Origin of the sequence: Mesorhizobium sp. B2-3-10 (assembly GCF_006442275.1) — a bacterium.
Taxonomy (GTDB): Bacteria; Pseudomonadota; Alphaproteobacteria; order Rhizobiales; family Rhizobiaceae; genus Mesorhizobium; species Mesorhizobium australicum.
The window spans coordinates 1252501-1265161 of record NZ_VFVT01000001.1 but is presented as its reverse complement, the minus strand read 5'-3'; the positions used below and the strand labels follow the sequence as shown (position 1 = coordinate 1265161).

At 61.8% G+C, this 12661-nt stretch carries 9 protein-coding genes, 1 tRNA gene and 2 rRNA genes (1 of these 12 cut by a window edge); 3 read left to right on the top strand and 9 right to left on the bottom strand.

The window, feature by feature from the left end; translation table 11 throughout:
* Positions 1–28: 28 nt before the first annotated feature.
* The 4 genes from FJ943_RS06380 to FJ943_RS06365 all read right to left on the bottom strand — a co-directional run bounded on the left by FJ943_RS06380 (position 29) and on the right by FJ943_RS06365 (position 4251).
* Positions 29–784 carry an ATP-binding cassette domain-containing protein gene (locus FJ943_RS06380; protein ID WP_140618990.1) on the bottom strand — a complete coding sequence of 252 codons (756 nt, stop codon included), beginning with the start codon at positions 782–784 and terminating at the stop codon, positions 29–31.
* The gene (locus tag FJ943_RS06375) at positions 777–1838 is read right to left on the bottom strand and encodes a ribose ABC transporter (RefSeq protein ID WP_140618992.1); all 1062 of its coding nucleotides are present in this window, start codon (positions 1836–1838) and stop codon (positions 777–779) included. The genes FJ943_RS06380 and FJ943_RS06375 overlap by 8 nt, the downstream gene beginning before the upstream one ends.
* 98 nt (positions 1839–1936) lie before the next feature.
* Complete coding sequence (locus FJ943_RS06370) at positions 1937–2914, bottom strand: ABC transporter substrate-binding protein (protein WP_015315618.1); 978 nt, start codon at positions 2912–2914, stop codon at positions 1937–1939.
* Between the two features lie 431 nt (positions 2915–3345).
* The gene (locus FJ943_RS06365) at positions 3346–4251 is read right to left on the bottom strand and encodes a sugar-binding transcriptional regulator (protein ID WP_140661652.1); all 906 of its coding nucleotides are present in this window, start codon (positions 4249–4251) and stop codon (positions 3346–3348) included.
* A gap of 276 nt (positions 4252–4527) precedes the next feature.
* Between FJ943_RS06365 and FJ943_RS06360 the strand changes: the two genes are divergently transcribed.
* Positions 4528–5436 (top strand): tagatose-bisphosphate aldolase, encoded by a 909-nt coding sequence (locus FJ943_RS06360; protein WP_140720313.1) that lies wholly within the window; start codon positions 4528–4530, stop codon positions 5434–5436.
* A 35-nt stretch (positions 5437–5471) separates the two neighbouring features.
* Positions 5472–6944: an ROK family protein gene (locus FJ943_RS06355; protein WP_140720311.1), complete on the top strand. Its 1473-nt coding sequence runs from the start codon at positions 5472–5474 to the stop codon at positions 6942–6944.
* Here FJ943_RS06355 and FJ943_RS06350 read toward each other — a convergent pair.
* Positions 6928–7539: an NAD(P)-dependent oxidoreductase gene (locus FJ943_RS06350; RefSeq protein WP_140720309.1), complete on the bottom strand. Its 612-nt coding sequence runs from the start codon at positions 7537–7539 to the stop codon at positions 6928–6930. The genes FJ943_RS06355 and FJ943_RS06350 overlap by 17 nt on opposite strands.
* Before the next feature lie 36 nt (positions 7540–7575).
* A complete protein-coding gene (locus FJ943_RS06345; RefSeq protein WP_140720307.1) occupies positions 7576–8214 on the bottom strand; it encodes a DsbA family protein in 639 nt (212 codons plus the stop codon).
* A gap of 139 nt (positions 8215–8353) precedes the next feature.
* On the opposite strand from FJ943_RS06345, the gene FJ943_RS06340 reads away from it, so the two are divergent.
* Positions 8354–9271: a LysR family transcriptional regulator gene (locus FJ943_RS06340; RefSeq protein ID WP_140720305.1), complete on the top strand. Its 918-nt coding sequence runs from the start codon at positions 8354–8356 to the stop codon at positions 9269–9271.
* Between the two features lie 135 nt (positions 9272–9406).
* Here the strand turns inward: FJ943_RS06340 and FJ943_RS06335 are convergent.
* The 3 genes from FJ943_RS06335 to FJ943_RS06325 all read right to left on the bottom strand — a co-directional run.
* A tRNA-Met gene (locus FJ943_RS06335) sits at positions 9407–9483 on the bottom strand.
* Between the two features lie 243 nt (positions 9484–9726).
* Positions 9727–9841, bottom strand: a 5S ribosomal RNA gene (gene rrf / locus FJ943_RS06330).
* 274 nt (positions 9842–10115) lie between these two features.
* Positions 10116–12661: ribosomal RNA gene (locus FJ943_RS06325) — 23S ribosomal RNA — on the bottom strand (it continues 286 nt past the right edge of the window).

The window sequence follows — 12661 nt, the reverse complement described above, 5'->3', positions numbered from 1 at the left end:
TCGAACAAGATCACACCGACAGGACGGCCTACCCTCCAACCATCAACCTGACGACCTCGTCATGGTTGGTCTCGGAAATCTTGCGCTCGCCGGCCTGGACGCCGCGGCGCAGCACGACGATGCGGTCCGAGACCGCGAAGATATCCTGCAGATTGTGCGAGATGAAGATCACGCCGCGTCCTTGCGCCTTGAGCTGGTGGATGAGCGAGATCACCTTGCGCTGTTCCGGCACGCCAAGTGCCGCGGTCGGTTCGTCCATGATAAGGATCTGCGCATCCCAGTAGACGGCGCGGCCGATGGCGACGGCCTGGCGCTGGCCGCCGGAGAAATTGCTGACCGGGGCGTTCATCCGGCTGACGTGGAAATCCAGCCGCTTCATCGTCTCCCTGGCCGCCTCGGCCATGGCCTTGCGGTCGAGCACCGGCAGGAAGCCGAACGCCTTGCGCATCGGTTCGCGGCCAAGGAAAATGTTGGCACCGATCGACAGATTGTCGGCGAGAGCCAGATCCTGGTAGATCGTCTCGATGCCTTTTTCGCGCGCCTCTTGCGGCGTCGCGAATGCCACCGGCTGGCCCCTGAGCAGGATTTCGCCGCCTGTCGGCTGGAACACGCCCGAGATCGCCTTGATCAGCGTCGTCTTGCCGGCACCATTGTCGCCGGCCAGCGCCACCACTTCGCCCGGCCGCACGGCCATGGAGAAATCGTTGAGCGCGCGCACGGCGCCGAAATGCTTGGACAGGTTGCGGACCTCGAGCAAGGGGGTGTTCTGGTCGGTGCTATTCATCCTGGCGGCCTCCACTGAACCGGCGCTGCGCCTGGTCTATGAGCACGGAAATGATGATGACGACGCCAACGGCGATGAACTGCCAGAACGGCTCGACATTGACGAAGACCAGCCCGTACTGGATGACCGCGATCACCAGCGCGCCGGCGACCGTGCCCAGGATGGTGCCGGAGCCACCGAACAGGCTGGCGCCGCCGATGACGACCGCCGCGACGCTGTCGAGCAGCAGCGGCTCGCCGGCTTGTGCCGCACCGGCCGTGAAGCGCGCCGCGTAGAGCGCCCCGCCAAGGCCGGCGCACATCGCCGACAGCACATAGAGCCGCAATATATGGCCCCGGATATCGATACCGGCGCGCCGCGCCGCCTGCACATTGGCGCCGATGGCATAATTGTGCTGGCCGAACCGTGTCTGGCTAAGCAGATAATGCATCACGATGACGAACACGGCAGCGATCATGACCAGATAGGGCACGCCGTAGAACTTGCCATTGCCGAGCAGCGCGAACCAGGAATTCTGAACCGGCACCGTCGTGCCGCCGGCAAGCAGGAAGGCAACGCCGCGCGCGACGCCGAACATGCCGAGCGTGCCGATGAACGGCGGCACCCTGAGGCGCGAGATCAGCAGGCCATTGATGATGCCAGGCAAGCCGGCGACGATCACCGCGGCGAGGATGCCCGCCAGCATGGCCAGCGGCAAGGGAATGGCGGCGCCCGCCATATTGGTGGCATGCGCGGCAACGACGGCGGCAAGCCCCATGATGAACCCCAGCGACAGATCGATGCCGCCCGAAATGATGACGAAGGTCTGTCCGGTCGCAAGCAGCAGCGGCGCTATGGCAAAGATTGCGATGGATTGCAGGTTGAACGGGTTGAGCACGAACGTCGCGCCGAAGGCGAACCTCGACCATACCTCGAAACAGATGATCAGACCGGCGAGGAACAACCAGGCGCGCCCTTCGGCGATGCGTCCGATCAGGGTCCTGGCCGGATCGCCATGATCGGCCTGGGGGGCGACATGCTTCTCGGCCGGCTGGGCTGGTGATGTCGAGGTCATGAATACTCCGCGGCGCGGCTGCGTTCAAACAGGCCCCGCCTTTGGGAGCCGGCACGAGCTCCCCCCGGCGGACCGGGAGGAGCCAAGCTCGTCTTGACCTACTCGGAGTAGAGATACTTCGAGATGTTCGGGTCGGCGATGTTGGACTTGTCCATGATCGTGAAGCCGGTGCCGATCGTGACCGGGATTGAATGGCCGGTCAGGTGGGCATAGGCCGAGACGACGCCGAAGTAGCCGATCTCGGCGGGATGCTGGGCGATCGCCACGTCCACCAGCCCGGTGTTGATGTTGTCGACGATGCTGGTCGGTGCATCGAAGGCGACGACCTTGACGGTGCCGCTCTGCCCGGCCTGCTTGACGCCGTTGGCCGCACCCAGTGCGGAGAACAGATTGGCGCCGAACACACCGACGAGATCGGGGTTGCGCGCGAAGACGGCCTGCAGCTGCGAGGCCGCCTTGTTGGCGTCGTCGTCATTGAATTGGGTCTCCAGCACGGTGATGCCCGTATGCTTGGCCATCTCCTTCTTGAAGCCTTCTTCGCGCTGGTCGGTGGTCGAGATGCCGGGCTTGACGTTCGACACATAGACCTTGCCCTTGTCGCCGACGGCGGTGGCAAGCGCACGCGCGGCGATCTCGCCGCCCAGAACATTGTCAGAAGCAATGTAGGCCAGCGGGAAATCGGCATCGCCAGCACCCGTCTGGTAGACGCCGCTGCCGATGAAAGTATCGACTGTTATGACCGGAATGCCGGCGTCGTTGGCCTTGCGCAGCGGCTCGACCAGCTGGACCTTGTCGGTCGGCGCGATCAGGATCGCATCCGGCTTCTTGGCGATGACCGCGTCGAGCACCGGCACCTGGGTGACCGGGTTGAAGTCCGGAGCGCCCTGGAAGACCAGGTTCACGCCGAGCGCGTCGGCGGCCGCTTGGGCACCCTTGCGCATGGTGATGTAAAAGCCATCGGTCGTGAGGCCCGGAATGAGCGCAATGGTGTATTTTTTGTCCTGCGCCTGCGCGGGCGCCATCAGCACCGTTGCGCTGACGGCAAGCGCCGCGAGCGCGGCAACGATCTTCTTCATGACATCCTCCTCATTGTTGGCAGTTCTGCCGTTTTCGGTGACATTGGAATGGCCGTTATCCGCTCAGAGGCAGATGCCGACGGCCGGAACGCCTGTTTGCCTTTCGCGGGCAGCTCCTCCCAAGCGCCCTCCAGTCTAAATATCAGCCGGCCGAGCCGACCGCACAATCCCGTGCTCACTTTCCTCGCCTCCGCGAGGTCAGGGAACCATCGCGCCCGGCATCCTGCACGACGGATCGGCAATTTGTAACACTTTGCAGAAATAAATTGCAACTCGGTTTTTCCGCGACTGCAACGCCGGCTTTCCAGACGCCTTCTGACTGCTCCTCCGAGCCCCGGGCGAACTATCGTCCCGACTCCCCGGCGACACAATCGATTTCGCAGCGGCTTCTCTCCGCACCGACAGCGCCGCATCAGTCCGCATATCTGCCGCTATCGCGTTGCAAGAACCGCGAGGATGGCCTGAGCCGTCTTGGTATCCGTCACCAGCGTGTTGATGAGCCCGGAACGAACGGCGCCGATGATGGCCGTCGCCTTCTCCGGCGAGGCTGCGACGCCGATCACCAGGGGCACGGCGCGAAGCTGCGCCGGCGACATGGCGATCATCCGGCTCTCCCCTTCCCAGGCGATCAGGGCGCCTTCCGCATCGAAATAATGGCGAAGGACGTCGCCAGCCGCATGGACCAGCGCCTGCTCGGTCGGCGTGGCGGCACTCGCCTCGGGTGGGTTGATGGCGTGCGGCAGGCCAATGCCGACGATCGCAACGTCGGTCCTGTCCCACAGCGCGACGGCATCGCGGATGGTGGCGTCTCCAAGGAAGACGTCACGCAGTTCGCTGGACGGCAGATAGGGCGCATGGATAAAGTGCGGTGTCCCGCCAAACTCTTCGGCGGCGAGCCGCACGAATTCATTGACCTGGAAATGCGCCGCGTGCTGCTGCATGCCGCCAGTCGCGGCCACAGTCAGCACGCCCGGCATGCGCGGCAGGCCGGCTCGAATGACCTCGCGCACGGCGCGTCCCCAGCCGATGGCGACCACGGAGCCGGCCACCAGTTGCGCCTGCCTGAGCAAAGCGCCAAGCGGGGCGGAAAGCGCCGTCAGCGCACCCGCTGCCGGCGTTTCGACAACGGCGGCGTCCCGCAATTTCAATCCGTCGACAAGTTGCCTGGTAATATCCTCCGGCGTCGCCAGGTCGATCACCTCGATGCGCACGATCCCTTCGGCCCGCGCCCGCTGCAGCAGGCGCGAAATCGTCGCGGTGGAGACACCGAGCTGCCGCGCTATGTCGACCTGCGACATCTCCTCCACATAGTGCAACTTGGCAACCGTGTGCAGCATGGTGCGCGATGCGGTCGCGTCCTGGGCGGAGGGAACAGACAGCTTGCAATTCCTTTCAGAAACGTGTTACACACGTATACGCCGATGCGAGTTATCGCGCAAATCCGGTGAACTCGCAACTTGAGGCATACCAGGCCAAACGCCGGTTGGGCTGCTTATCCCAGCAGCCGGCGATGTATCAGGCGGCAAACTCTTCCTGCCGGCAGGCGGGCAAACTGACCATTTGTTTCCACGGGATCAGCGCCTCGGCGCGCCAACATCGGACAGAAGAAAACCATGACCAGGATGACCACCGCGGAACTGCGCGGCTACCAGCAGATATGCGGCAAGGACGGAGCCATGGTGGCCATCGCTTGCGATCAGCGCGGCGGCATGCGCACCTTGTTGGCGTCGGACCCCGAGGACCAGGCCAGGATCACCAACGACATGCTCGGCGACACCAAGGCCGACATCACGCGCTACCTCGCAAGTGCGGCGTCCTGCGTGCTGCTCGACCCGCTCTGCGCGGTGCCGAGAGTTGTCGACGACGGCGTACTGAACCGTGACACCGCGCTGCTCATCGGCCTCGACGCGTCCGGTTTCGACGTTTCGCCGGAGGGCTATCGCCTGTCGCGGCTGGTCCCCGGCATTGACGCGAGGCGCGTGCGCGAACTCGGCGGCACGGGCGGCAAGATCATGGTGTATCTCAGGGCCGACAAGCCTGAAGCCAACGAACACAACATCGCCATCCTGCGCCAATGCATCGCCGACTTCGGCAAAGAGGACCTGCTGCTCGTCGTCGAATTCCTGACCTATCAGCTCGAAGGGGAAAGCCCCGAGGACTATGCGGCCAAGACGCCCTGGCTGGTCGAGGAGGGTACGAGGATTTCGCTGGAATGCGGCGCGAAGGTGCTGAAGCTTCCCTACCCCGGAACGCCGGAAGCCTGCGCCAACATCACTGAAATGGCCGGCGAAGTGCCGTGGGCCGTACTTTCGGCCGGCGTCAACCACGCCACTTTCCTTGGCCAGGTCGAGGTCGCCATGCAAAATGGCGCCTCCGGCGTCATCGCCGGCCGATCGCTGTGGAAGGACTGCATCTCGCTCGATCGTGACATTCAGCGCGAAAGGCTTAAGACCATCGCGGTGCCACGGCTGCGAGAGATCCAGGCGGTGATCGGGCACTATCGGCGGAAGGCTGCCGCCTGATATCCCCGTTTGAGCGCCGGCACGTGCAGGACGTCATGCCACAAAAGTCGATGGCCATAGGAATCGATATCGGCGGCACCAATTTGCGTGCCGCCCGCATCTCGGGCACCGGTGAAATCCTCGAACGCCTTTCCGAAAAGAGCGCGGCCGACGCGGAGCTGGTGCTTGGCCGCATCGCCGACATGGCGCGCCTTCTCGATACGCCTGATGTGGCGGCCATCGGCGTCGGCGTTCCCGGCCGCGTCGACGCACGGCGCGGCGCGGTCCTGTCGGGAGGCTATGTCAACCTCGCTTCGGTCGCGCTCGCGCAGCGGCTGGAAAGCATGACCGGCAAGCCTGTCATCGTCGACAATGACTGCAACATGGCGCTGGCCGCCGAGATGGCGCTTGGCGCCGGCCGGGGCCACGACAACATCGCCATGTTCACCATCGGCACCGGCGTTGGCGGCGCCGTTGTCCAGAACCGACGGATCATGCGCGGCCGGGCAACGGCGGGGCAACTGGGGCACATCACCGTCGATGTCAACGGCGAACTCTGCGCTTGCGGGCGGCGCGGCTGTGTCGAAACCACCAGTTCGGGTACGGCGCTCGGCCGTCACATAGCGCGGGCTGGCCTTGGTCCCGAGGTTTCGGTCGACCAACTCTTTGCCCGCGATGCCGCCGGCGACATCCAGGCGCGAGGCATATTGGAAGCCTGGGCGAGGCCACTGCGGGCGGCTATCGATACCACCGTTGCCGTGTTCGACCCCGACCTCGTCCTGCTTGGCGGCGGTCTTGGCCGGGCGGCACACAGAGCGCTTGGCCACGCGCCGGCGCTGGCGCCGTGGTACCAATGCCCGGTGGCGCCGGCGCAGCTTGGCGACGACGCCGGAGTGATCGGCGCGGGTCTCCAGGCGCTTTCGGCACCGACATCGACATCGCTTTCCGTTGAGCCCGCCCGCGCCAGACGCGCCGTGCTCGTCAACGGCATCCCGGCCAGCGGCAAGAGCACGGTGTCACGCGGCATCGCAGATCGCATGGGATGGCCGCTGCTCGCGCTCGATACGGTCAAGAACCCATTCCTCGAAGTGCTCGGCGGCGGCGACCGTGAATTCAATCGCACGCTGGGCCGCGCCAGCTATCAGGCAATCTGGTCGCTCGTCGGCGACGCCCCGGCCGGCAGCACCTTCATCGTCGATGCCTGGTTCGGCTTCCAGCCGCGGCAAGTGCTCGAGGATCATCTGCGCAACGCCGGCGTCGAACACACGGTCGAAATCTGGTGCCACGCGCCGGGCGAAGTTCTGGCCGAACGCTACGGCGCCCGGCTGGGTCAGCGCCTCCCGGGTCATCCCGGCGCTGCCTATATCCCCGAATTGATCGAGCTGGCCAAGCGCGCCGAACCGCTGCGGCGCGGGCCGCTGTTCGACGTCGATACGACGCAGCCGATCGACTTCGAGGCCATCGCCGCATGGCTCCGCGCGACTTTGGCCGGCGACGCGTCGGTCCTTTCAATCAATAGCCGACGGTGAAGCGCTGCCTGACATGCGTCGGCTTCTCGATTTCGTCGATCATGGCGATGGCATAGTCCTCGAACGAGATGCTGCTACCCTTATCCGAGGCGAGAAGCGTGTCCTTGCCGACGCGGAACTTGCCGGTGCGCTCACCTGGGACGAACATCGCGGACGGCGACAGGAACGTCCAGTCGAGGTCGCTGACTGTCTTCAACTTGTCCAGGAAGTCGGCGCCCTTCTGTGCCTCGGCCTTGTAGATCGCAGGAAATTCGGCGGTATCGACCAGACGCTTGCCGGGCGCGACTTCGAGACTGCCCGCGCCGCCCACGACGAGATAGCGCTTCACGCCCGAGGCACGCACCGCGGCGATCAGCGTGTCGGGGTCGCTATCCACGAAATGCACCGCGCTGATCACCGCGTCATGGTCGCGGATCAATTTGGCAAGGCCTTCCTTGTCGAAGACATCGCCCTTCTTGGCGGTCACGCCGGGCAGCGCGGCAATTTTTTCAGGACTGCGGGCGATACCGGTGACCGTGTGGCCACGATCGGAGAGTTCCTTGAGTATGCGCGAGCCGACAGCGCCGGATGCACCGATGAGAGCGACGTTTGCCATGTTCTTTTCCAGTCCTTGTTGGAGGTCGGTTGAGGGTCACGCCGCCGCTATATGGGCGACAAGATTGTCAAAGCTGCCGAACAGCGCGTTCGAACCGATGAGCCGAGGCGCTTCGTTGCGGATGGCCGCTAGCGAAGGCACGCCCTTGGCATGCAAGCGCTGGAACAGCGCGCTGCCCCGATTGACCAGGTCGAGGTGCGCCGTCAGTAAGGTTTCGGTCGGGCTCTTCAGGATCGCGGCGGCATCCATCATGCCAGCGCCGGCGAGCACGGCAGCCACGCCTTCCACAGTTACGATATCGCGACCGTCGACATAGCGCGCACGTTGGATTGCCTTGAGCGCGGTCAACCGGCGGCTCGGGTCTTCCAGGCCGGCGGCGCTGATGGCGAGGGTCGCGGCATGCGAGTCCAGCAAGGTGCCACGGATGCCGAGGACATTGTGCTGATAGGGCTGCGTGAACGCTTGTCCGGTCAGACGCTCGATACGCTGGTCGTTCGCCCAGGCGTGAGCGGCAAAACCTTCATCCATCGGCCTCGCGCCCGCTCCCGAAAACAGACCAGTCGGCAGCAATTCGACGCGCACGCCCCTGGCAGCCAATTTGTCCAGCATCGGGGCGGCGCCGTAGCACCAGCCGCAGAGCGGATCGAAAAGATAAATCACATCCGAATTGCTCATGATTGCCTGATATCCCTTGGCGCGGCGTGCAGCGGTCTGGATTGCCAAATCTGTTGCTCCTATGTGGCAGACAACGATCTTGCGATAAACACCATCCAATAATATAGATTGTCTGACCAGTTCATACAAAGCGATCGCCGTGGCTGACCTGCTGAACCTCAATCGACTGGTCTACTTCACCACCGTGATGGAGACCGGCTCCTTCACATCGGCGGCCGACCGGCTTGGCGTCGCCAAAGCCGTGGTCAGCCATCAGATCGGCAAGCTCGAGGAGGAGTTGGGCGCGACACTCATGCGACGAACGACACGGCGTGTCGCGCCGACCGAAGAGGGACGCCTCTTCTATGATCGTGCGATGATAATCCTGCGGGAAGCGGAGGCCGCCTATGGCGAGATTTCGCGCGCGGCCGTCGAACCGGCTGGAATGTTGAGACTGACGGCGCCGCTCGACTACGGCACGAAGGTGGTTGCACCGGTCATCGCCGCCTATCTGAGAACTTATCCGCATATGCGCGTCGAGGTGATCTTCGACGACGCGGTAAGCAATCTGGTCGACGAGCAGATCGACCTCGGCATCCGCGTCGGCTGGCTTGCTGATTCCTCCAACCAGGCGCGGCGCCTGGGCACGATCCGGCAGATCGTGGTGGCAAGTCCTGCGTTCGCCGCAAACCTGCCGCAGGGCGTGAGCCCGCGGCAGGCGCGGTCGCTGGCCTGGGTCGGAAACGCCCAGCTTCGCGGCGTCGGCCAATGGCTGTTTTCCAGGGATGGCGACAAGGTGCTGACTGAACTCAACCCGGTCATCACATGCGACAAGAGCCCGGCTGCCCATGCCTGCGTGCTTGCCGGCATAGGGCTGGGTGTGTTTCCCGACTACAGCGTCAGCGACGACATCGCCGAGGGGCGGCTGGTTCCTGTCTTTGCCGACTGGGCCTTGCCCAACGGCGGTATCCACGCTGTCTTTCCGCCGGCAAGGTTCAGGCCCGCCAAGGTGCGCGCGTTTGTGGACCTGCTCGCCGCCGCAGAGAGAAAGCGATCGCGCGGCAGTGCCGTGGCGTGAATGCAACCGCGGCAGAAGGTCGGTAATGGCTTACATAAAGCGGTTCTGCCGCACCCCAAAACAAGACATCCGCAGCATTATGAGATCGGAACGCGAACGGCCCGCCGGCATAGAGCCAGGCGGGCCGTTTTTGTTTGGTTGCGGGGACAGGATTTGAACCTGTGACCTTCAGGTTATGAGCCTGACGAGCTACCGGGCTGCTCCACCCCGCGTCACCACCATGATCGCCTTGTGGCGATTGCGGTATTTGCGATCGCCGTTTTATTTGGCGATTGCGGTATTCTGTCTCCACCAAATGAAAGGGCCGCTTAGAGCGGCCCGGGATCCCTTGGCGGGCCTTTATGCGTGTCGCCCAAAAGAGTTAGCGGTTTGGGGCAACGACGTGCATCGAACGACGTGCAGAGAAGATTTCACGGTCATCCGATTGGATGAGAGTTTGAACGTGCGTTTTGCAGACCTGGCAGCGACCTACTCTCCCGCGTCTTGAGACGAAGTACCATCAGCGCTGGAGCGTTTCACGGCCGAGTTCGGAATGGGATCGGGTGCAGCCGCTCCGCCATAACCACCAGGTCGGCAAAACGCACGTTATTCGAGAAGCTGGAATGGGGAATAGTGAGTAGCGAATAGTGAGTAGGGGATACCTATTCGCCATTGGCTCACTGCTCTTCACCTGTCTTTTTGTGCCTGAGCGACATCCGCAGTTTGCTTCCGGGCAAAGCCCGCAAGCGCGACTGCGCGTCGCCGGTCGTCCGGCGCCCTCGCGGAGCATAGGCCCGTAAGGGCCGCTCATGCGTGAGCGCTGGTCAGACCATTTGACTTCATCAAATGGGTATTAGGAATGAGAACGATCAAGCCGATCGAACTATTAGTACCGGTAAGCTTCAAGCGTTGCCGCTCTTCCACACCCGGCCTATCAACGTGGTCGTCTTCCACGGTTCTCAGGGAATACTCGTTTTAAGGTGGGTTTCCCGCTTAGATGCCTTCAGCGGTTATCCCGTCCGGATATAGCTACCCTGCTATGCGGCTGGCGCCACAACAGGTCCACCAGAGATCCGTCCATCCCGGTCCTCTCGTACTAGGGACAGATCCTTTCAATATTCCTACACCCACGGCAGATAGGGACCGAACTGTCTCACGACGTTCTGAACCCAACTCACGTACCGCTTTAAATGGCGAACAGCCATACCCTTGGGACCTGCTCCAGCCCCAGGATGCGATGAGTCGACATCGAGGTGCCAAACAACCCCGTCGATATGGACTCTTGGGGGTCATCAGCCTGTTATCCCCGGCGTACCTTTTATCCGTTGAGCGATGGCCCTTCCACGCGGGACCACCGGATCACTATGACCGACTTTCGTCTCTGCTCGACTTGTCAGTCTCGCAGTCAGGCAGGCTTATGCCATTGCACTCAGCGAACGATTTCCGACCGTTCTGAGCCCACCATCGCGCGCCTCCGTTACTCTTTAGGAGGCGACCGCCCCAGTCAAACTACCCACCATACATTGTCCCGGACCCGGATAACGGGCCGCGGTTAGACATCCATAGTGATAAGGGTGGTATTTCAAGGGTGGCTCCACCTGAGCTGGCGCCCAGGTTTCAAAGCCTACCACCTATCCTACACATGCCACTACGAATGCCAATGTAAAGCTATAGTAAAGGTGCACGGGGTCTTTCCGTCTAACCGCAGGAACCCCGCATCTTCACGGGGAATTCAATTTCACTGAGTCTATGCTGGAGACAGCGGGGAAGTCGTTACGCCATTCGTGCAGGTCGGAACTTACCCGACAAGGAATTTCGCTACCTTAGGACCGTTATAGTTACGGCCGCCGTTTACTGGGGCTTCGATTCAGAGCTTGCACCCCTCCTCTTAACCTTCCAGCACCGGGCAGGCGTCAGACCCTATACGTCGTCTTGCGACTTCGCAGAGCCCTGTGTTTTTGATAAACAGTCGCTACCCCCTGGTCTGTGCCACCCTCCTCCACTTGCGTGGAAAAGGGTCACGCTTCTTCCGAAGTTACGCGTGCAATTTGCCGAGTTCCTTCAGCATAGTTCTCTCAAGCGCCTTGGTATACTCTACCAGACCACCAGTGTCGGTTTCGGGTACGGTTTATAAGGAGGAGCTATTTCCTGGAACCACGCAGCAGCCCGTTCAATCCGATAAGATTGGACTACCTCAATGATCCGTCACTACCTCCAAGCCCACGAATATTAACGTGGTTCCCATCGACTACGCGTTTCCGCCTCGTCTTAGGGGCCGGCTAACCCTGCTCAGATTAGCTTTAAGCAGGAACCCTTGGTCTTTCGGCGGGGGAGTCTCTCACTCCCCTTACGTTACTCATGTCAGCATTCGCACTTCTGATACCTCCACCACCCCTCACGGGTATGGCTTCGTCAGCTTACAGAACGCTCCGCTACCGCTTGGCCCTTGCGGACCAAACCCTAAGCTTCGGTGTATGGCTTTAGCCCCGTTACATTTTCGGCGCAAAGACCCTTATTTAGACCAGTGAGCTGTTACGCTTTCTTTAAATGATGGCTGCTTCTAAGCCAACATCCTGGTTGTTTTGGGATCCTCACATCCTTTCCCACTTAGCCATAACTTGGGGACCTTAGCTGTAGGTCAGGGTTGTTTCCCTTTTCACGACGGACGTTAGCACCCGCCGTGTGTCTGCCGACTAGTACTCCCAGGTATTCGGAGTTTGGTTAGGTTTGGTAATCCGGTGAGGACCCCTAGCCCATCCAGTGCTCTACCCCCTGGGGTATTCGGTCGACGCTCTACCTAAATAGATTTCGCGGAGAACCAGCTATTTCCGAGTTTGATTGGCCTTTCACCCCTAGCCACAAGTCATCCCGAACTATTGCAACAGTTATGGGTTCGGTCCTCCAGTAAGTGTTACCTTACCTTCAACCTGCTCATGGCTAGATCACTCGGTTTCGGGTCTAATGCGACGAACTGAACGCCCTGTTCAGACTCGCTTTCGCTGCGCCTACACCTAGCGGTTTAAGCTTGCTCGTCACACTAAGTCGCTGACCCATTATACAAAAGGTACGTGGTCACCCAGGACGAACCTTGGGCTTCCACTGTTTGTAGGCAACCGGTTTCAGGTACTCTTTCACTCCCCTTGTCGGGGTGCTTTTCACCTTTCCCTCACGGTACTAGTTCGCTATCGGTCATGCACGAGTACTTAGGCTTGGAGGGTGGTCCCCCCAATTTCAGACAGGATTTCACGTGTCCCGCCTTACTCGAGGACGATTGATTGCATTACGCGTACGGGGCTGTCACCCACTATGGCCCTACTTTCCAGAAGGTTCCGCTTGTCTCTCAATCGCCACTGGCCTGGTCCGGGTTCGCTCGCCACTACTTCCGGAGTCTCGGTTGATGTCCTTTCCTAC

Bases quoted from the DNA above. Each gene is read 5' to 3' on its own strand.
- FJ943_RS06360 (WP_140720313.1), top strand. From the start codon at position 4,528: ATGACCAGGATGACCACCGCGGAACTGCGCGGCTACCAGCAGATATGC.
- FJ943_RS06350 (WP_140720309.1), bottom strand. From the start codon at position 7,539: ATGGCAAACGTCGCTCTCATCGGTGCATCCGGCGCTGTCGGCTCGCGC.
- FJ943_RS06370 (WP_015315618.1), bottom strand. From the start codon at position 2,914: ATGAAGAAGATCGTTGCCGCGCTCGCGGCGCTTGCCGTCAGCGCAACG.
- FJ943_RS06365 (WP_140661652.1), bottom strand. From the start codon at position 4,251: ATGCTGCACACGGTTGCCAAGTTGCACTATGTGGAGGAGATGTCGCAG.
- FJ943_RS06380 (WP_140618990.1), bottom strand. From the start codon at position 784: ATGAATAGCACCGACCAGAACACCCCCTTGCTCGAGGTCCGCAACCTG.
- FJ943_RS06345 (WP_140720307.1), bottom strand. From the start codon at position 8,214: ATGAGCAATTCGGATGTGATTTATCTTTTCGATCCGCTCTGCGGCTGG.
- FJ943_RS06375 (WP_140618992.1), bottom strand. From the start codon at position 1,838: ATGACCTCGACATCACCAGCCCAGCCGGCCGAGAAGCATGTCGCCCCC.
- FJ943_RS06355 (WP_140720311.1), top strand. From the start codon at position 5,472: ATGCCACAAAAGTCGATGGCCATAGGAATCGATATCGGCGGCACCAAT.